Genomic DNA, 20178 nt, shown 5'->3' on the forward strand with positions numbered 1-20178 from the left:
GCCCAAATGTAATCTTCAGCTATCATCGGCATCACCAAATCGCTGCTTCCGGGCGCTGACAATCCGGCTCAGGGCAGGAATCGATCCCTCCTTAGCCCCTTTTTTAAGCGGGAATTAGATCGGAGGATTGGGGAGAGCGAAATTGAGTGTGTTGGAGCCAAAACTCATGTCACAAGTCCATGAAATTTTGAATTTTTGGTTTGGCAAACCCGATGAGGCGGGTTATGGGAAACCCCGTAAAGTCTGGTTTACCAAAAAACCGCAGTTTGATGAGGAGATCCGAACCCGCTTCTTAGGAGACTACGAACTAGCCGCAGCGGGTCAGTTAAATCCCTGGAAGGAATCGCCCCAAAGCTGTTTAGCACTGATACTGCTATTAGATCAATTTCCACGCAATTTGTTTCGCGGGAGTGCCCAAGCTTTCGCTACTGATAGCCTTGCTATGTCTGCGGCACAGCACGCAGTTGCCAATGGCTTCGATCGAGAATTGCTGCCAGTCCAGCGATGCTTTTTTTATTTACCTTTTGAACATAGTGAAAATCTCGAACATCAGCGTCAGTCAGTGGAGTTATTTCAGCAATTGGGCGACGATCCTGACTGTATTGATTACATTTCCTACGCAGTTCGACACTTCGAGGTAATTGAACGCTTTGGGCGATTTCCCCATCGCAATCAGATTCTCGGTCGAGAGACAACGACCCAGGAGGCAGAGTTTCTTCAGCAGCCTGGGTCGTCATTTTAACGATTAAGATGCAACTGCATTGACTGTCTTGTCGCGCTGTCCCCTACTTACGAGTTGCTCGTTAAAGGACAGGGCGCTTGGCTTGCACCTTCACCTGCAAACCCGCTGTATGCGGTTGATACTCTTTCAAGTCGATCTTGACTGGCTGGACGTTCCAAATTTCTTGGCAATACTCCTTAATCGTGCGATCTGAGGAAAATTTCCCCGTGCGAGCAACGTTGAGAATTGACATTCGAGTCCAGTGCTTTGCGTCTCGATAAGCTCGGCTGACTTCTTGCTGGCAGTCAATATACGCTTGGTAGTCGGCAAAGAGCATATACTCATCCCTGTCTAGCAACGATTCCACAATTGGTTTGAAAAGGTCGCGATTGTCGGGTGAGAAGTAGCCGGAAGCGATCGCGTCGATCGTTTGTCGCAGTTCGGCGTTGCTATGGTAATAGTCTCGCGGGTTGTATCCCCTTGCCTTCAGCGCATATACTTCTTGAGTTGTCAAGCCAAATAAGAAAAAGTTTTCAGGCCCGACTTCTTGGCGGATCTCGATGTTGGCACCGTCCAGCGTTCCGATGGTAAGCGCCCCATTCATGGCGAACTTCATGTTGCCCGTCCCGGAAGCTTCTTTGCCCGCCGTGGAGATTTGCTCGGAAAGATCGGCGGCTGGATAAACTCGCTGACCGAGAGAGACCGAGAAATTTGCCAAGAAAACGACCTTAATGCGATCGCGCACATCCGGGTCATTATTGACGACTTTCGCCACCGAATTAATCAACTGAATGACCAGTTTGGCAATGTAGTAGCCAGGAGCGGACTTGCCTGCAAAAATAAAAGTCCGGGGCAAGATATCAACATTGGGATCTTTTTTGATCCGGTTGTACAGCGTAATAATGTACAGCACATTCAACAGCTGACGCTTGTACTCGTGAATCCGCTTCACCTGAATATCAAACAGAGAATCTGGATTTACTTCAATGTCGTTGTAGAGCAGAATGTACTCTGCCAAGGATTGCTTATTTTTGCGCTTAATCGACGAGAAGCGAGAACAAAACTCAGCATCGTCAACAAACGCTTCTAGCTGCTTGAATTGATCGAGTTGTGTTACCCAATCATTGCCAATTTTCTCGGTAATCAGCTCAGACAGATGGGGATTGCTCAGCAACAACCACCGGCGCGGTGTCACCCCGTTCGTTTTGTTATTAAACTTTTCGGGCCACAATTCGTAGAAATCTCGCAAGACATCTGCTTTGAGCAAATCGGTATGCAGTGCTGCCACTCCATTGATGGAATGGCTGCCCACGCAAGCTAAATGCGCCATGCGGACGTACTTCTGGGGACCTTCCTCAATAATTGACAATCTCCCCACCCGCGCCTCATCTCCCGGATACTTGGCACGTACCTCATCGAGAAAGTGGCGGTTAATTTCATAGATAATCTCTAAGTGCCGAGGCAACAGATGCTCAAACAAGCTCACAGGCCAGCGTTCTAGAGCCTCAGAGAGCAGTGTATGGTTCGTGTAGGCGAAGACGCGCCGAGTGATGTACCAAGCTCGGTTCCAGCCTAATTCGTACTCATCCACCAACAACCGCATCAGTTCGGCAACCCCAATCGATGGGTGCGTGTCGTTGAGCTGGATAGCGACCTTGTCGTAGAACCGATCGAAAGTCCGGTGAATGCGCTGATGCGAATTGATAATGTCTCGGAGAGAACAACTGACGAAGAAATACTGCTGTTCTAGGCGCAGTTGCCGACCCTGAGAGGTGTTGTCGTTGGGATAGAGAACTTTTGAGATATTTTCAGAAAATATCTTGTTGGTAACGGCACCGGCATAGTCACCGCTGTCGAAAACTTGGAAGTCGAACTCTTCAGAAGCTCCCGCCCGCCAGAGACGCAGCGTATTCACCGTATTGTTGTTGTACCCAGATACGGGTGTATCGTAGGGTGTCCCTAAGATTTTCCGATCGGGAATCCAACGCACTCGATAACGACCTTGTCCATCGCTGTAAGCTTCTGTATATCCGCCGAACTTCACTTCAACGGTTAATTCTGAGCGGCGAACTTCCCAAGGGTTGCCAAACCGGAGCCATTTGTCGGGGTGTTCGACTTGAGCGCCATCCTGAATCCATTGATCAAAGATCCCGAATTCGTAGCGAATGCCGTAGCCAACTGCCGGAATTTCTAAGGTAGCCAGGGAGTCGAGAAAACAGGCCGCCAGACGCCCTAAACCCCCATTGCCGAGTCCGGGTTCTGATTCTAATACTTTGAGGTCGTTGATGTCGAGTCCGGACTCGTGGAGAGCTTGGCGTGCCCGTTCGTACAAACCTAAATTGAGTAGGTTATTGTCCAACTGACGACCCATCAAGAACTCTGCCGATAGGTAATATACGGCTTTGACATCTTTGTCGATGTAGGTTCTGCCCGTGTTAATCCATCGGTGCAGCAAGCGATCGCGCACAGTATAAGCGAGAGCCATGTAGTAATCATGGGGCGTCGCCCAATACTCATCTTTTGCCAGCAGGTAATACAGGTTATCTGCAAACGCCCGTTTCAGGGTCACGACCGTCATCCCAGTGCGATCGTCTTCCACCTGAACTTCAACGGGTTCAATGGGTTCAATGGGTGTCTCCAAGTGGTCGGCGTGCCCGTCATACGGCGGCTCAAAACGCCCCCCCTGCGAGGGCTGATGACTACTTTCTGTCATGTATCAATCTCCGTTTAACAGCAGTCTGTTGCTAGTCCCAATCCTGTCATAACCGGCTTTAGGCTGGCACGGCGGGAAGTATTGGCGGGAAGTATTGGCAATATGCCTCCGGCACGCTGCACGAACGCATCTTCACAAAACCCGTGCCTAAGCGAATTGTGTAAATCTTTAATTTAAACCCAAAATTATTATATTTTGGCTAATGATTTTTATAGTTTTTTATTAAGCAAACTCAGAGAAATAAACATAACTCTTTATAGCGGCTGATGGTGAATTTTCACAGGGTTCCAGCAGTACCGTGCCCTAAAAAAAAACAGATATAATAACTTTTGTTACAATTCATCTGTAAATAAATGCAGACTAAGCCGTTTTTTTATTAAAAAGTAACAACTTTTTAAGGTTTAATGTCCAATTTAAAAATTTTTGGTTCAGCATCAACACAGAATCTTCACGATTTATTCCCTAAATTAGAGGTAAAAGTAAAATGAAAGATTTACTAAATACTACAGGGAGAGAAAATAGCATGAGCTTGCTGTCTTGCTTTGCGTGGTTGAAAAACGGCTTTCTGGGAGTCCCGCAAAAAACAACTAGGGAACTTATTGCACGACATTAACATTCGATAGGGAAAGAACAAGATTGTTAAGTGTTACCTAGGAAGAAGTAGTGAATATGAATGCTGAGACACTCAAAAGCAAGTATGCAGCAGGACAAAGAGACTTTCGGCAAGCGAATCTATACCGAGAAAAACTCACCTTTGCTTGTCTAGATGGAGCGAAGTTCAGTCAAGCTAATCTAGGCATGATCAACCTCAGGGGTGCAAATCTGCGTGGAGTAGACCTCCAACAAGCACACTTGATGAGGGCGAACTTGAAGGATGCAGATTTAACCGGAGCCAACCTGGAGGGAGCGAATTTAGCGGGAGCAAATCTCAGCGGAGCCAATCTTACGGGAGCCAATTTGAAAAAGGTAAATCTAAACCGAGCCGTATTAGGTGGAGCGAACCTGAGTCAAACTAATTTAAGGTACGCAAATCTCTGCGAAACCATTCTGTTTGGCGCAATTTTAACAGGAGCGATTCTGCTCAAAGCAAATGTAGCTGGGGCAGTTTTGCTGAAGACAAATTTGACCAATGCGGCTGTAATTGAAACCGATTTGAGCGAAGCACGCTTAGAAGAGGTCACGATGCCTGATGGTACAATCCATCAGTAATCGGTACGATACTGCTCAGTGCAAAACATTTTTTACATTCTGAAAAACCGTTTGTGAGCAGCCCTAATTAAATAACCGATATACTTTCACCTTGTCAGTTGGATTTAGCCAAAGCAAAATTTAACGCTAAATCCGGCAGTCTTGGTGGGTGCTGTGACCTCAAACGCTACTTGTTGGCATTACCGTTAGGGCATCAATCGGATTAGGCTGAGTTTCGTGCTTTCACCTAACCGATAGGCGATCGCATCTGACCTTGACACCATCTTGACACCATAGAGAAAGACACGATTAGTTCCTTGATTCGTAAGATATATTCTTGAAGGATGCCACTCCCTTGTAAGTAGGCTTAGCCTCCATCCTATTTACTCACCACTAGAAATTTTTATGGAAACCGTAGCGTCGATTTTGCATCAATCGGACGGAGAAATTAGTTTTCTCGTTGATGATGTCCAGGTATGTCAAGATATCCTTCCTGTTAACAAGGCTTGGAGGAAATTTGAGGAGCGATTAGGTTTCTCATTATTGGCATTCAGCCACAATAACTCATTTGAATTCATTCAGGAATCAGGGAATCATCCCCTAGTCACTACTGTTCATATTGCCCACAGCGAACATCGACCACTTTTGCTGACTCCAGATGCAATTTGGCTGACGATTGCCCAAGGGTTTGCACAACACATTAACAATCATGCGGAAAAGTTGCGATCGCGTTTTGTGGGTCATTCAGGCAAGCTGGAGTTAAAGGTTGAGACTCAAAAACTCGCTCAACCGAGTGACTGGGCTGAAGTGATTGAACAATGGTCAGAACGCATTCGTCACAATGTTCAGCCCGATATTCACTCACTCATGGTGTGCAACTTCAGCACCACTACATCCATCATTCAAACCGCAAGTCAGGTGGTGATGATGGATGCATTGCAGCAGTATTTTGATTATATAGTCCGTGGCATTTGCGGCATTCCTTGGATTACAGTGCGCGGAATAGAAGCCGACTGGCGCAGTATCCGAGAGCGGGTTGAAGCGATCGCTGCTTACGATTTGGGTTGGTGGACAGAACGACTGTTGCCAATTTGTGACGCTTTGATTGACACTGTTGCTGGTAGACCTCCACTGAAATTTTGGCAGCACATATACAAACCAAAGGAGATATACAGTGGAAAGGTGATTACAGGATGGTTAGCCGAGCTATTTCCTTACATTAATCACTCCGTCACCCACGCTCCTACATACAAGAATCCGATTCTAGATATCCCTCGTGCAGAACTCACGGTCGAGGACGGAATCTCACCAACAGTATTACCCACGGGACTCTCTAAAGCACCAATCGCACTCGTTACCCCTAAAGGAAAAGCTGATTTAGAAGTGGTTGCAGGCTTTATTGGAGTTCGGCAACAAGATAGCTATCTCCAACCGGAAATCGGCTGGGCAGTACGGAAGCAAGATCGATTTCTCAAGATGCTAACCATCCTAGAGCAAAAACCTAGTATGCGATCGCCAATTGATTGGTCAGACAATCAAAGCCAACCGGAAATGCCAAAGGAACTGATTCAACTCCACAGCCATTTCGACGGTGGCACAATTTTTGCTCAAAGTGAATATCCTTGGCACATTCGGGCATTAGAGGACTATACTTATCACGAGTTGACAGGTACTGACAAACCATTCACTGGTTTCATCGATATTAAGGGCGATCAGTTCACTGGTTTCATGGATATTGAGGGCGATCGCTGCATTGCCTACGGTTATGTACGCCGCCTCAACAGTAGAAATCGCCTTTGGGAATGGTGGGTCATTGTAGGCAAACTCGTTTGTGAAGGAACCGATCCAATTTTTGGGCGAGAAGTTTGGGCATTCACAACCGAAGACGTAAAGGTGATTGCCAATGGAATTCCGCAACTGTTTGAACGGATCGCGAAAGCTAAGGGACAATACTACTTTGACGATCCTGACTTCCAACCACATGATTCATTGTCGGCATCCAGATAGTTTTGGCATCCGATTCAATGGCATAACTGACTCTGATAGGTGCGATCGCGCATTCGCCTAAGCAGCCCCATTCTCCGCATACAAAGGCAATTTCACAAGTGCTACGATTGCCAGTAAATGCGCTCAACTCACATACCCAGTGTCCACATCCATACCATCTGATACACTAAATACCCAAACCATTGCGGCAGTACCAACAGAACCCGTGTGGCGTTTGAGTGTTGAGCAGTATCACCAGATGATTCGTCTTGGCATCCTAAGCGACGACGATCCGGTAGAGCTGCTGGATGGATGGTTGGTCTACAAAATGCCGAAAAATCCGCCCCATCGTGCGACCACAAAACTTACTCTAAATGCCTTAGAAGCGGTCATTCCAGAAGGCTGGTACGTCGATACTCAAGAACCTATCACCCTAGCCGATAGTGAGCCAGAACCGGATGTGGTGGTCGTTCGGGGAAGTACCCGCGATTACCTCGATCGTCATCCCGGTGCCTCTGACATCGCTCTGATTATTGAAGTTGCCGATTCTACCCTAGAGCGCGACCGTACCTCAAAACAGCGTCTCTACGCTCGTGCTGGGATTCCGATTTACTGGATTATCAACCTCCCAGAAAAGCAGATTGAGGTCTACACCGAGCCGGTTGTGGCTGAGGAATCCATCTATCAGCGTCGTCAAGATTATCAACTGTCTGATGAAGTACCTGTTGCGATCGCAGGGCAAATAGTCAGCCCTTTATCTGTGTTGGACTTGCTTCCTTAAGTGCTGATGGCTGATTGGGTTTAAGTAGAAAAATGGTAGCTGACAAAGGAAAATTCGTGAACCTAATCGATAGGCGATAGGCGATCGCGCCTAGTCTATTAACTCTCTCTTTTTATTGAAGCCTTTCTCTGTCCCTAGGTGGATTAGGCAATTCGTAACTCTTCACTACGATCCCAGTAAATTGAACCGTATAAAGCACTAGAAATTAAATCAAGGTAGGAAAATAGAATGAGAATTTTCTTTTGGGTAACTTTGTCTTTTGTCAGTGTTGGGGCGATCGCCCTTCTTCTCCAACCCATTATTGACGTTCATTAATTTATGTTTTTTTCTAACCAAAAGGCCAGTCGTTAGTTCAGTTTAGCCCTTTCAATGTAAGGGCTAATTTTTATCTATTATTCCGTCCCAAAGTCTTACCTTAACTAGCTTGCTTTTGTTAATTAGTATTGCTTACGCTTGTGCTGTCCTGCACTTTTGCAGACGAGGGATGGCAGAAACGATCGCAAAGCGCGTCCCCAGGATGTTCGCGTTCGATGCAAATGCCATTTGATTTTGAAAAAATTTGTTTTAGTTAAAATTTAGATAGGCGCTCTTTAAGAAAAAGTAGCGATCGCTGTAATCGTCGCTGTTCCGTCGGGTAAGGCTTGAAAGTGGTTTTTTACAGCTAGAACTCAACAAAACCGAGATAATAGCTACGTTTCGGCATGAGCAGCCATAAAACCATTTGATTATCCCTAAAAGCATTTTTAACCGATTTGTTTATGCCCGCAGTACATTTACCACCTGGCCCTAAAGGTCATTTTCTTGTAGGTCATCTTCCAGAAATAAACCGCGATCCACTTAAGTTCTTGAGCAAATGTGCTAGAGAGTATGGCGATCTTGTTTGCTGGCAGTTTGGGCCATTTCCAGCTTTTTTAGCGAACCATCCCGACTTGATCGAGCAAGTCTTGGTCACTCAATATCCCAACTTTGTTAAAAGTAGCGTGTACCGACGCGGATTGCGCGTTGTAGGTAACGGCTTACTAACCAGCGAAGGCGACTTTTGGCAGCGTCAACGCCGTCTGGTTCAACCAGCTTTTCATCAGGAACGAATTGTCGCCTATGGAAAGGTAATGGTTGACTATACTGAGCAATTAATTGACCAATGGCGCGATGGCGAAATCCGCGATATTCATCAAGATATGATGTTGCTGACCGAAGAAATTGTGTCAAAAACACTGTTTGATGTTGATATTAAAGATGAAGCGGAAGGAGTGCAGGCGGCACTAAATGCAGTGATGGATTTTAATTCCAATCTTGCTAATCAATATTTCCTTCCTGGTTGGGTGCCTACTCCTAGTAACTTACGCTACCAACGAGCAATTGAAAAATTGGATGCGATTGTCTATCGCATTATTAACGAGCGACGAGCTAGCGGTAAGGACACAGGCGATTTACTCTCTTTATTGCTTCAAGTGCGGGATGAATCTGATGGAACTGGGATGAGCGATCACCAAGTGCGAGATGAGGCAATGACTCTCTTTTTGGCGGGTCACGAAACGACTGCTAACGCTATGACATGGACATGGTTTCTACTTGCACAACACCCAGAAGTAGAAGCGAAATTGCAAGAAGAATTAAAGACAGTGTTGGGCGATCGCGCACCCACGGTTGCCGATTTACGTCAGTTGCGTTACACAGAGCGAGTGGTGTTGGAATCAATGCGACTGTATCCGCCGGTGTGGGGAATGAGCCGACGTGCCTTAGAAGACTGCGTTCTCGGCGGGTATGAGGTAAAAGCGGGTACAACTGTGTTTATCAATCAGTGGGCGATGCACCGAGATCCTCGGTTCTTTGAAAATCCAGAAGTTTTTCACCCCGAGCGTTGGGCAGATAATTTGATTAAAAAGTTGCCCACTTTTGCCTATTTTCCCTTTGGTGGCGGGTCGCGAATCTGCATTGGCAAGGCTTTTGCCATGATGGAGGCAAGTTTACTGCTGGCAGCGATCGCGCAAAAGTTTCGCCTGACGCTACAACCAGAGTATCCGGTGGTGCTGCAACCCTCGTTAACACTCCGCCCAAAACATGGGATGAAGATGTTAGTGACTCAGCGATAAGCGATCGCGCACTACATCTTAGAGTTTTGGTGAGAAAGTGTTTAGCCCGATTTAATATCACTACCTTGCGTTAGCAACCTTAAGTTGAGTGACTTAATTTTTTAGAAATATCTAAAGGCTGACACTTCCTTCAGAAAATGCCAGTCTTTAGAACTTCTATTGAGTAGAACTACAAACCAGCTACTCCGCGATAAACACTTATAACCACCGTGAGAATGGTGATAACTCCTATTGAAGTGCTGAGTATAAATAGAACAGAAGGTTTCTTTGCAAAAGGGGTTTCGCTATCGTGTTGCACAGCGTCAGTTTGATTGGAATTTTTTGGTTGTTCAGATGTCATAATGATGCTCCAAATTTAGATTTCAATGAGTTTAATTGATTAGAACAATTACCAAAGATTGCTGAGGATATCGCCCCAGAAATGAACGATGCCTTGCCCACTTAATGCCTCTATAGTGAGGATGGATACAAAACCGAGCATGGCAAAGCGACCATTCCAAATTTCAGAATTTGGGGTGAAGCCTTGTTCTATGTTAATAGCAGCTTCCGTGTATTGTTGTTCTGTTTTATCTTGCGAAATTTGCATTATTTAAATTTCAAACGCAACTTTGTAAAAAGAAGAAAGTCAGATTTAAAGGCGGGTAACGGTAAGAGAAATTAGCAAGAGATCGCCTTGCTTATAGGATTCCCCAAAATTGCAGAACTCCCTGACCGCTTACTAAATCAATGAGGACAGCAATCACAATGCCCACCATTGCCAAACGACCATTCCAAATTTCAGCGCTAGGGGTAAAACCCCATTTCCATTCGCTGCTGTAATGTTTGTAGCTCAAACTTTCTTCTCTATCTACAATCTGCATAAGCTCGCTCTAAACTGTTTTCTTTTAACTATATTATTTGAAACAAATCTTATAATGTTCTTTCCAAAGTAGTAAAACTTATCCCATTTCAGCAACTTATTCGTAATCACTAATCCCCCCCGATCCCAAACTTCTTTGTCTACCGCACATCATCCTATTCAGAGTAGAAGGGGGTAGGGGGGATAGAATATTTAGCCTGAAAATGTTGAATGAGTATTGACTAAATCTCTGAAGTATTTTTTTCACGAAGCGTCTGCAAAAAAAAGCAATCCCCCCAACTTTTAGTTTTTAAGACTACAGCACCTCAGGTTGTTAAAGGTAGAAGGGGGCAGGGGGGATAGAATATTTAGCCTAAAAATAGTGAATGAGTATTGTCTAAATATCAGAGAAATTTGTTTGCGATTAATTTCTCTGTATAAAGAATGATGTATTTTGGGAAACTATTGATAAGGGTTCAGCAGATAGGTAATAGCGAGAGGGAGGAGGAAATTTGAAGCGATCGCTTCCAGCACCCAAGCTGAAATTGAGAAAAGCGGGTGAGCGTTGCGAAAGCTCTTCGCTTATCGCTCAACTTGAACTGGAATAGACCTAGATGCGATCGCGCTCATGAAGAGCTGCTGCGCGATCGCAAAGCATGCCGTCAGGCTTATCGCATTTCTACAGAGTATCGGGGTCAACTCCCATCTGCCGCAGCCGCTCAGCCAAACGCTCTGCCCGTTGACGCTCCTGCTGTGCAACTTCCGAGGGTGTAGAGAGTTGATTACCATTCTGGTCGTACCAGTACAGCCACTCCCGCGTCCAAGCCCGATAAGTACCCTGCGCCCTACCAATTCCTAAGCCAATCTCAGGTATCCACACTGGCTCGCCCGATTGCAGCACATACTGCCCATCCATTAAGCGATAAACCTCAAAGGGATTGTGCTTGTCACGCCTATGGTACTCCGGGTTGTAGATCGCATAGTACGACACGCCAATACTGGCATACTCATCTTTCTTGTTGTCGTACTCTTGACCGTAAGTTTTAGAGACATACTCAAGTGCCAGAAGGGGAACTTTGCCCTCTTGCCAGATAACATAACTCAACCTTCCCCCAGTACGAGTCAACCGTTCAACTCCCAAGCTTAAGAATCCATCAGGGACAATTGCAGATTTTTCAGGGTCATAATAAACCCCCATGTTTATGCCCCAAAACCAGTCGGTAAGGTTCTGCCAAAGCCAAGCTAGGATATCTCCTAATAAGCTGGCAACCAGAATTTGTAGTTGACTTTCCACAGGCTTATGGTCAGTTTCAGGCAGTTCTTCAGCGGTGGGAAGATGCTGCAACGGGTTGTACTGTACCATGACAACTCCTAGGTGTGTCTTACTGCTTGTATCTTAGCTAGGCGGGGCAGCCGAATTCTCATACCTGGCAGCGATCGCGCAGTACACCGCAGAGTGTTGGTAAACTAGACTCTCGTCGCATCTACTGACCATGAAACGCGATCGCCTCTGCAACATTATCCAAGCGATTGACCACAAGCAAACAATGCGCCTAGTGATATTCAGAGCGGCAGGCTCTGTTAAGGGTTTTACCGGACGGTGACTACTTCACTGAAGTAGTCAGAATGGTTTTGATGGGCGCTGCTCATCTACCCGTGTCAAGATATAAAAAGCGAATATTCGTGCTTCCAAAGAATTAGACTTGCTCAAATGGAAGATTTTACAGATGGTGGGTTAGCGTCATCCATCCTACTGGCGTACTACAGCTAAAATAGTACAATAATAAAGTTTTGAACCCATGTTAAAACAACTTTTACTAAGTTTCTAAGGCATCGATTAGGCGTGTCACGCCATTATAAATTTGCAAGAATTTCAGGTACTTACAATTACCTTAACAAGGGTAGGACTGCTCATCTTACTAACTTTAATAGAGTCCCAAATCAGTAAAGCTTCTGAAATATGGTTGAAAATTCATCGCAGAATTCTTCTGAAAGCATTGCAAGGTACTGCTCACAATGTGGACTTAGCCTAATTCCATTAAAGACCTTTCATGTTGCAAGAGCCTGCTCAGAATGTGGAAAAACAATTCATGTGGCTGAGCCAGGTGAAGATGGGAAAGGCGTTAAAGTTCAAAAAGGTGATCAGATCATAGTACCTGCTGGCTTGATAAGAATGTCATTAGATCCTAAGGAAAACTGTACCTTTACCCGAATTGGTCTGCTAGATTTTGTTCAAATGCTAATGACATCGGGTTGCCCACAAACATCAGCAGAATTAGATATGCTACTTGAATACTATGAAAAGGAAGGGTACAAATGCTTACGAGAGAGTCCATTACTCCAGGATCTAGACATAGAAAATGAGAACGATAATGAGGAGATATGGCAACGTTTGAAGGAAGATAACAACTTGCAAGAAATATCTGCTGCTCTCATGGTGTCCTTTGTGGACATTACTCGAAAAGCAATTGCTGAGAACGATGCGCGAGAAGCTGCTTGGGCTGCTTATAATGCAACTATTTTTCACACCATGTATGAAATCAAAAACTCCCATTTTCAAGAGATTCTTTGGCAGGGATACCTTGCTTACAAGTTTTTATCAAAGGTTACAGATGCAGCTGCTCTCACACCTGCGGAGACTCAAGCCTTAGAGAAATTAAAACCGTTGTTTGAAAAGCTAGATGAAAACGTTCTCTACACTTGGGTTGAGGATGGGCGATCTATTGGATCACGATTAGGTACCCCTGACTTACCAGAAGAAACGCTCAAAGCAAACGCTAAGTATTATCTCAGCCTCTTTGAACGTCGTCGCCAAGAGAAACAGCGTCAAGACGCGGATAAAAGACAAGATAGAGATCTCGTCATTAAATTTCTTGCTGCTGGGGTAGGTCTTGGAGGAACAGCGATAACAGCAATCATAACGGTGTTAAAAGTCTTTGGAGTTCTATAGAACAGCCTACTCAACACTAAACAGCGTCGTAAAGTAGATAATTAGGCGAGGCAGTCACATTGTAGCCGCAGACAAGGCTCACTCATTGATACAGGACAGCCAGCACTCTTCAAAAATAGATTGTCGAATTTGCAGACACGCCCTAAATATCAAGAATCACCATTGCTGTCCAACCGTCATCGGTTTTTTCCAATTGGAACTGGTGTAAAGTAACAGCCTTAACATCTACCCGTTGTTGATGGCGATCGCGATGATGACAATCGCGCGTTTATCACTACGAGGTGACGTGGCTAGAGCCTTTGATTTGCTTGCCTGCTTGCCGCAACTGGCGTGTCAGTTGCAGGTTCAACAATACCAGTATTAGTCCCAGACCTGGAATTAGCAGAAAAATTTTCTCCGAGCTTAGTAAGAGAGCGAAAGGAGAGACAATAGACAGCGACAGCACCGCCAAGGGATCGAAATGGTGAATTCTCAGTACCGCAAAAATAGTTGGGGCAATACAATTAGTGCCCCTAGCGTTCCCGCTGCTCAGAGCGTCCGTTGCTGAGTTCGCATGAATAATCGCAGTTGGGCTATGCTTGCGTAAATTAGGATTAAGCTAGCCACTAAAGTAAGACCAAACAACGCCCCAGTTCTGCTCTCATTTACTTTTGCAGCAGCATTTATACCAGTAGCTGATTGTGCAGGGGAGAGTAAAATAAATAAAGCCAAGGGGATGATCGCAATCACTACATTCAGCGCGATCGCTACTACCGCTGGACTTTTTTCACCCCAAATTAAATCCTTTACCAACGAGCTATCAGCGAATCTTTTGCTATTAGAACCCCTCTTGGGTCGAGCGCTTACCCAATCCTGTAGAGTTTGGCGATGAGGCGTCACAGCAGCAATTAAACAGAGGTATAGCAACAGATTCAACAACGATAGTGCCAAGAGGTTTTCTAACAGCGGCGCAGCGTAAACGCTACGATTTTCTATGGAGTTGTAATTGGCACATCCTAGAGTCAAAACTGTAAAGCAAGCAGTTAACAAATAACTCTGCTGCTTACTTAACATAGTGGCCTTGGGATTACGAAAACAACGCTGCCAAGCTTGCCAAATAAACCAAGTCAAAATGCTGTAGTTTAACAGCACAAAGCCTACGGCAGTTAAAACACTGTCACCCAATGGTAAGCTAAACCACTTAAACCCTTCCAACCCTGTGGCAAAAGATTCATTAAAAGAACTAGCAGACAAATGTGGGATTAGGCAAAAGGGGTTAAGCAGCTTCAGCCAAGTCGTTGAATTATAGTAACTGGTCGTACTTATTCCCTTAGTTAGCATTAGTAAAGCCAGAACCGTACCACTGCCTAACCAACCTTGAAAACCGCCCAGCCAAGAACTGACAAGGCCATATAATAACGCTGCACTGTAAAAGAAAATACAGCTACCAACGAGAACCCCATAGAAACTCAAAATTTGTCCCAAAGAAATTTTGGCGGCGAGTCCAGCCCACAAATGGAAAGGAACTGCAACGACGGCTACCAGATAAATCAAAATTGGAACCCCCAGCAGTTTTCCCGTCAAAATACTCGCAGTAGAGTGAGGGGTGAGGCGAGTAAAATTTAGGGTGCCGCGACGTTTTTCAGTAGCCAAATCACTAATTAGCAAATAGGTTCCTGCTAGTAACAGGATTAAGATGCCAATAATGCTCAGGGATATAAATCGGTCTAGTGACCATAATTGCGAGTTGATAACCAAATTGCCCAATCCATCCAACAGACATAGCGGTTCTTTACTATTAGGAAGGGGCTTGCCTGTGCAATATTTATTGTAGATATCCGCGATTCGGTTAATAGGATTCGGCAGCTGGGTTTGAAAATACATGAATATTCCAAATTGACCCAGCACAGAGATAACACTTGCCAACAGAATGTTGCGAGGTTTAAAACGTCCTTTGAGTTCCCGCAACAGTTGGGGATTCCAGTTACCCAGCGGTTCTATAAAATTGTGCATTATAGGAAAAATTTCCTCTTGAAAGGATGTTTATAAAGACGCACTGCGATTGGAAGGATGAGGATATCCTGTAAGCTATGGATACACAAGACGAAATCTGCCTTCGCAGGTTTCCAAACCTGGGCTTTTGGTGAGTCGGCGTTAGCGTAGCGTGCCGTAGGCTAGAGAGACTTCACTTGTGTAATATTTTCCCCTATCAGAGTATTTAAATCGAATGTCACTGGCTTAAGGGAAAATTAGCCATTCTTTGAAAAAGTAAACAGGAGGGGCAATTCATGAATTGCCCCTCCAAACACAACCTATATTCCACTCGATTGAAAACCGCTATATTCGCTGCAATCTTATAAATATCCGCATCGGTATTTACAATTTGCAAGACCTTTTTGGAGATATGCACTAAATATCAAGAATCACCATTGCTGTCCAACCGTCATCTGTTTTTTCCAATTGGAACTGGTGTAAAGTAACAGCCTTAACATCTACCCGTTGTTGATGGCGATCGCTATCTAGCTTTTCTCCCTTCGTAACCGCACTTAGCTGATGCACTCCATCTTTCTCGGATATCTCAACCTGCTGCGCCCTCAGCAGTAGTAACTCGCTGTCTTTGTAGTAGATAAATTCTTGCAGGAAATTAAACAGCAGCATATCCAATTCATCGTTTTCTAAGCTGAAGGTGCGCGTCTCGGTTTGCGCGATCGCATCCAGATTATCAATCATCACGTTAATGGTTGCATCACCTGCCGTGATGAAAAGCTCCTCTAAATCTTTTCCCCAAGCGTGAAAAGCAATATCAGCAGTGGCAACATCTTCAAGAAACTCGTAAGGCATAGGACTATTGCTCACACGTCTTTAACTGACTAATAATTTCTTCCTTGCGATCGCTTACCTGTTTGCCAATAAAAACTAGCTCCGTGCCCTCTTGTTCAAATGGCTCCAGATCCCAACGTCCAGCCACGAAATTAAATAGATAGTTTCCTTCAGGAAATCGTACAAAACCTTTCGCCCGGTAAACATCTGTCCCAAGTGAGTCGGCAAATTCTCCAAAACATTGCCGATCGAAAGTGGCAGGACTTGTCGTGCTAAATGATTCAAATTCAAGTTGGTGAACGTGATGAGGTTGCGGTTGAACTCGCTCTCGACCAATCCCAAATAGCAAATCTGGGTCTACTTGGCATCGCTTAGTGTGCAAAATTGAGGCGACTTCGTTGAAGGAGCGCAATTTATCTTCTATCGCCTTTAACTCGCTTTCAGAAACCAAATCAACTTTGTTCAAAAGGAGGGTGTCTGCTGCTTCAATTTGTATCCTAGTGGTATGTCCCACAGACGGATATTTCACCATTGCATCGGCATCGATAACCGTGACAACTCCATCCAGTCGCACTTTAGTTAAGCTTTCTTGAATGTCGAACACCAGCGCATCTGGTTCTGCAACTCCAGTTGTCTCCACCACAATATTATCCGGGTCAACGCTATCAATGATTTCATTGACAGCGGCTTCAAACTCGCCTAACAGCGAACAGCAGACGCAACCACCACCGAGATCCGCCATTTGGACATTTTTGCCTTGAATGATTTTGGTATCGATACCAATTTCGCCAAATTCATTCATCAAAATGGCAATCTTTTTAGGAAAAGAGTCGAGAATGTGACGAAGCAGAGTTGTTTTTCCGCTTCCGAGTGGTCCCGTAATGACTGTAAGTGGCGTGCGTACCTGCATAAACTATCCCTTTGATGGAACTGCACTGCGATGATTGAAGAAATTCCAGCGAGAATACATTTACTTCCAGCGAAAGGCTCGCCCTACGTCGCTGTAATCAGACGAAAGCCGTCAAAAGTTTTCCACATCATTCGTTGGAATACAGAAGACGATTGCCTAGAATATGGGTCTTGGTTTAACGGTAAGTTATATCCAAAAAGATGCGATATATCTTTCGATGGAAAATGGATGGTTTATTTGGCGATGGGGGGGCGTAATGGCAACACCTGGAGCGGGGTTTGTCTGTTGCCTCGGTTAAAAACCCACTTGGAGGCAGACAATATGGGAACGTGGTTTGGAGGAGGCTATTGGAAAGATGAGAAAGAACTGTTATTGAATGGTTTGGGACAGCCAAAAGGCAGCATCCCTTTTAAATTAGGACAGTTGAATTCCCAGTTTGGAGGAGAAGATTTAGGCGTACTATATCCCCGGTTAGAGCGGGATGGATGGACTAGAGCTGGAGACAATTACGGCAATAATGTGAAAGTTGAGAATTCCAAAACGTATACGGTCAAGTGCGAAAATGACGACGGCTGGTATTGGCAGCCGAGTCGAGAGCATCCGACATTAAGAATGTATTACACAGGTTTTTTGCAACGTGGCTATACTTTCAAGTTTAGGTTAGATGAATATCCCGATCTTCTTGATTCTATTGACTGGGCTACTTGGGATTTTCTGGGTAATTTAGTGTTTGCCAAACAAGGAACCCTCTACAAATACAAGCTTAGTGACTTCAAAAAAGGTAAGCCTAGTTTCTGTAAAGATTTGGAATTTTTAGAGCAACCTAAAAAGCCAGAATTTTAGTAGGAGATGGCGATCGCGCAAATGTTAAATTTGCTTCATCCTTTGATATTTCCAATCGGTGTTAACCGCACCACCTTTTTACTAATCCCTGCTAACTCCGCCGCTTCAATCACATCATCGATGTCTTTGTAAGCTGCACCCGCTTCTTCTGCTAGTCCAGACATTGAGGTACTGCGGACATATATGCCCTTCTTCTGCATATCCTTCAGGAGTGTTTCTCCCTTCCAAGCTTTTCGCGCCTTGGTACGGCTCATTGTGCGTCCGCTTCCGTGTGCAGTGCTGAAGAAAGTTTGGTCGCCAGTGGGGACTCCGACTAATAAATAAGATCCGGTTTCCATACTGCCGCCAATGATAACCGGCTGACCAATATTCTTGTAGCGTTCTGGAACATCTGCCATTCCCGGTGCGAAAGCGCGAGTTGCACCTTTACGATGGACGAGAAGCGATCGCTTTTTCCCATCCACAATATGACTCTCTAGCTTGGCGGTATTGTGTGCCACATCATAAACCATGTGCATCCCCAAGTCTTCCGCAGAACGCTCAAAGATTTCCGAAAATACTTCGCGGATGCGATGCAGAATCACTTGACGATTTGCATAAGACATATTGATGCCGCATTTCATCGCAGAAAAATAGGCTTGTCCTTCCGGAGAATCAAAGGGCGCACAAGCTAATTCTCGGTCTAGTATTTTAATTCCATACTTGCTATCCATTACCTTCAAAAATCTTTGCAGATAGTCTGTTGCTACCTGATGACCAAATCCGCGACTTCCACAGTGGAACATCACCACCACCTGATCCGGCATGGTAATTCCCATCGTCTTGGCTAACTCTGGATCGAAAATATCTTGCTTTCGAGCAACTTGAATTTCTAAATAATGATTGCCAGATCCTAGAGTTCCAATTTGATTAAAACCCCGGTCAATTGCCTTATCACTAATCTTTGCAGAATCAGCACCTTTAATGCAGCCGTTTTCTTCAACGAGTTCTAAATCTTCTTCCCAACCATAGCCATTATTGACGCACCACTGAGCGCCTTGTTCGACCACTTTGCGAAATTCATTCCGCGATAATTTTACAAAGCCACTGCTTCCCACTCCCGCAGGAACCCTTTCGTAGAGCCTATCTACCAGCTTTTTGATATAGGGTTTGACTTCATGGTAGGTGAGGTTTGTAACCATCAAGCGCATTCCGCAATTGATATCAAAACCGATACCGCCGGGGGAAATCACGCCCCCCTTTTCCACATCCATCGCCGCTACGCCACCAATGGGAAAACCATAGCCAAAGTGTCCGTCAGGCATACACAAAGCATATTTGGTTATCCCTGGCAGCGTCGCGACATTCGTTACTTGGTCGTAAACCGCTTCGTCTAATTCGGAAATTATCTTTTCTGTTCCATAAATCCGGGCGGGAACGCGCATCCCTTCCTTGTAGGAAACCGGAATTTCCCATACCGTGTCAGAAATTTGTTCTAAAAATTCCTTAATAGGCATCTCGGTTTTACTCCCAAAAGGTGATGTGGAAAATAGAGGCAACCATCTCAAACCGTATCGTTTCCAGGCTCTACCTGAGCAAGAGCTTTTGGAAGTTCTGGTCGCCCATTATTGAGAATGGGGAAAGAGATTAGTGGTAGAAGCGATCGCATCTTCCCCACCAATAGAAACAGTAAAAGTCCTTGCACCACTAGCAGGTTCGTGATTAAAAAGAATGTCGCCTCTTCAATCGGCAACCCAAACGGCTTAAATCCAGTGCTATAGGTCTCAGAAATGCTCCAAATGCTCTGTCCGATGGCAATGCGGTCGGCTATCCACAGGTAAACTGTGGGGATCAGAGTGCCAATCAGCCAAGCATCTTTTCTCGCCCAGAGTTGCTTTGCTCCAACTCCCCACTGTAGCGCCAGTATGGGGCATGCCCAAGCTAAAATTAGCCCCATGTACACAGTCTTCTCCGACTGCAACATGAAAGCTCCCGCAATGCTGAGAACGAGCCAGAAAACGATGCCAGATGCTCGCAGCCAAGGAGAATCCTCCTCCTGTGCTGGCTCAGTTGTGAGAGGAAATAGCCAGTACAGCCACAGACCCGTTAGGAGTGGCTGAAGGATGAAGAATAAATATTCTTCAATGGGTACGTAGCCAATCGTACCTACCACGCGATCCGTGCCGTAGTGCCACACGCCGCGCCAAACCAGGTAATTATCCCACGGTGTCGTATAAATCAGGGCAATCAGCGCAATCAGGGGTAGCCCTAACCACGCTCTGATTCCTCCGATACCAGCCAGAGGTTGGCGCTGAAGCCATGCTAGGAAGAGGAGTGGTGGCAGGATAAAGACAAGGTGAAATGCGAAGTAGCTCAT

The 20178-nt window shown here is 45.2% G+C and carries 17 protein-coding genes and 1 pseudogene; 7 read left to right on the forward strand and 11 right to left on the reverse strand.

Features of this window, described 5'->3' with window-relative positions:
* The first annotated feature begins 166 nt into the window (after positions 1–166).
* Positions 167–742, forward strand: a complete 576-nt coding sequence (locus NDA03_RS15435) for a DUF924 family protein (protein ID WP_190688755.1) — start codon at positions 167–169, stop codon at positions 740–742.
* 61 nt (positions 743–803) lie between these two features.
* On the opposite strand, the gene NDA03_RS15440 is transcribed toward NDA03_RS15435, so the two are convergent.
* Positions 804–3299 carry a glycogen/starch/alpha-glucan phosphorylase gene (locus tag NDA03_RS15440; RefSeq protein WP_348238561.1) on the reverse strand — a complete coding sequence of 832 codons (2496 nt, stop codon included), beginning with the start codon at positions 3297–3299 and terminating at the stop codon, positions 804–806.
* Positions 3300–4103: 804 nt separating this feature from the next.
* Here NDA03_RS15440 and NDA03_RS15445 point away from each other — a divergent pair.
* The 4 genes from NDA03_RS15445 (at position 4104) to NDA03_RS15460 (ending at position 9482) form a co-directional block, all read left to right on the forward strand.
* Positions 4104–4643 carry a pentapeptide repeat-containing protein gene (locus tag NDA03_RS15445; protein ID WP_190411552.1) on the forward strand — a complete coding sequence of 180 codons (540 nt, stop codon included), beginning with the start codon at positions 4104–4106 and terminating at the stop codon, positions 4641–4643.
* A 384-nt stretch (positions 4644–5027) separates the two neighbouring features.
* Complete coding sequence (locus tag NDA03_RS15450) at positions 5028–6629, forward strand: DUF4419 domain-containing protein (protein WP_348238513.1); 1602 nt, start codon at positions 5028–5030, stop codon at positions 6627–6629.
* 139 nt (positions 6630–6768) lie between these two features.
* A complete protein-coding gene (locus NDA03_RS15455) occupies positions 6769–7389 on the forward strand; it encodes a Uma2 family endonuclease (protein WP_339380597.1) in 621 nt (206 codons plus the stop codon).
* 758 nt (positions 7390–8147) lie between these two features.
* The gene (locus NDA03_RS15460) at positions 8148–9482 is read left to right on the forward strand and encodes a cytochrome P450 (protein WP_348238514.1); all 1335 of its coding nucleotides are present in this window, start codon (positions 8148–8150) and stop codon (positions 9480–9482) included.
* Positions 9483–9651: 169 nt separating this feature from the next.
* Here NDA03_RS15460 and NDA03_RS15465 read toward each other — a convergent pair whose 3' ends face one another.
* From NDA03_RS15465 to NDA03_RS15480, 4 genes are all read right to left on the reverse strand, one after another.
* Positions 9652–9822: a hypothetical protein gene (locus NDA03_RS15465; protein WP_348238515.1), complete on the reverse strand. Its 171-nt coding sequence runs from the start codon at positions 9820–9822 to the stop codon at positions 9652–9654.
* Between the two features lie 48 nt (positions 9823–9870).
* Positions 9871–10068, reverse strand: a complete 198-nt coding sequence (locus tag NDA03_RS15470) for a chlorophyll a/b-binding protein (protein ID WP_190411556.1) — start codon at positions 10066–10068, stop codon at positions 9871–9873.
* A 91-nt stretch (positions 10069–10159) separates the two neighbouring features.
* Positions 10160–10342 carry a chlorophyll a/b-binding protein gene (locus NDA03_RS15475; RefSeq protein ID WP_190411557.1) on the reverse strand — a complete coding sequence of 61 codons (183 nt, stop codon included), beginning with the start codon at positions 10340–10342 and terminating at the stop codon, positions 10160–10162.
* Between the two features lie 657 nt (positions 10343–10999).
* Positions 11000–11683 (reverse strand): Uma2 family endonuclease, encoded by a 684-nt coding sequence (locus NDA03_RS15480; RefSeq protein ID WP_190411558.1) that lies wholly within the window; start codon positions 11681–11683, stop codon positions 11000–11002.
* A 597-nt stretch (positions 11684–12280) separates the two neighbouring features.
* Here NDA03_RS15480 and NDA03_RS15485 point away from each other — a divergent pair.
* Positions 12281–13270 (forward strand): hypothetical protein, encoded by a 990-nt coding sequence (locus NDA03_RS15485; protein WP_348238516.1) that lies wholly within the window; start codon positions 12281–12283, stop codon positions 13268–13270.
* A 142-nt stretch (positions 13271–13412) separates the two neighbouring features.
* On the opposite strand, the pseudogene NDA03_RS15490 reads toward NDA03_RS15485, so the two are convergent.
* The 4 genes and pseudogenes from NDA03_RS15490 to NDA03_RS15505 all read right to left on the reverse strand — a co-directional run.
* A pseudogene (locus NDA03_RS15490) lies at positions 13413–13514 on the reverse strand (archease); the annotation flags it as partial.
* A 284-nt stretch (positions 13515–13798) separates the two neighbouring features.
* On the reverse strand, positions 13799–15262 hold the full coding sequence (locus NDA03_RS15495) for a hypothetical protein (RefSeq protein ID WP_348238517.1): 1464 nt from the start codon (positions 15260–15262) through the stop codon (positions 13799–13801).
* 396 nt (positions 15263–15658) lie between these two features.
* The gene (locus NDA03_RS15500; protein ID WP_348238518.1) at positions 15659–16090 is read right to left on the reverse strand and encodes an archease; all 432 of its coding nucleotides are present in this window, start codon (positions 16088–16090) and stop codon (positions 15659–15661) included.
* A gap of 4 nt (positions 16091–16094) precedes the next feature.
* The gene (locus NDA03_RS15505) at positions 16095–16979 is read right to left on the reverse strand and encodes a GTP-binding protein (RefSeq protein ID WP_190432584.1); all 885 of its coding nucleotides are present in this window, start codon (positions 16977–16979) and stop codon (positions 16095–16097) included.
* Positions 16980–17009: 30 nt separating this feature from the next.
* Between NDA03_RS15505 and NDA03_RS15510 the strand changes: the two genes are divergently transcribed.
* Positions 17010–17822 (forward strand): hypothetical protein, encoded by an 813-nt coding sequence (locus tag NDA03_RS15510; RefSeq protein ID WP_190432582.1) that lies wholly within the window; start codon positions 17010–17012, stop codon positions 17820–17822.
* A gap of 35 nt (positions 17823–17857) precedes the next feature.
* Here the strand turns inward: NDA03_RS15510 and NDA03_RS15515 are convergent, their stop codons facing one another.
* Together NDA03_RS15515 and NDA03_RS15520 are read right to left on the reverse strand one after the other, a co-directional pair.
* On the reverse strand, positions 17858–19318 hold the full coding sequence (locus tag NDA03_RS15515) for an RtcB family protein (protein ID WP_190674938.1): 1461 nt from the start codon (positions 19316–19318) through the stop codon (positions 17858–17860).
* 47 nt (positions 19319–19365) lie between these two features.
* Positions 19366–20178 (reverse strand): lycopene cyclase domain-containing protein, encoded by an 813-nt coding sequence (locus tag NDA03_RS15520; RefSeq protein ID WP_190428192.1) that lies wholly within the window; start codon positions 20176–20178, stop codon positions 19366–19368.

This window comes from Trichocoleus sp. Lan, assembly GCF_039961855.1.
In the GTDB taxonomy this organism is placed as follows: domain Bacteria; phylum Cyanobacteriota; class Cyanobacteriia; order Cyanobacteriales; family FACHB-T130; genus FACHB-T130.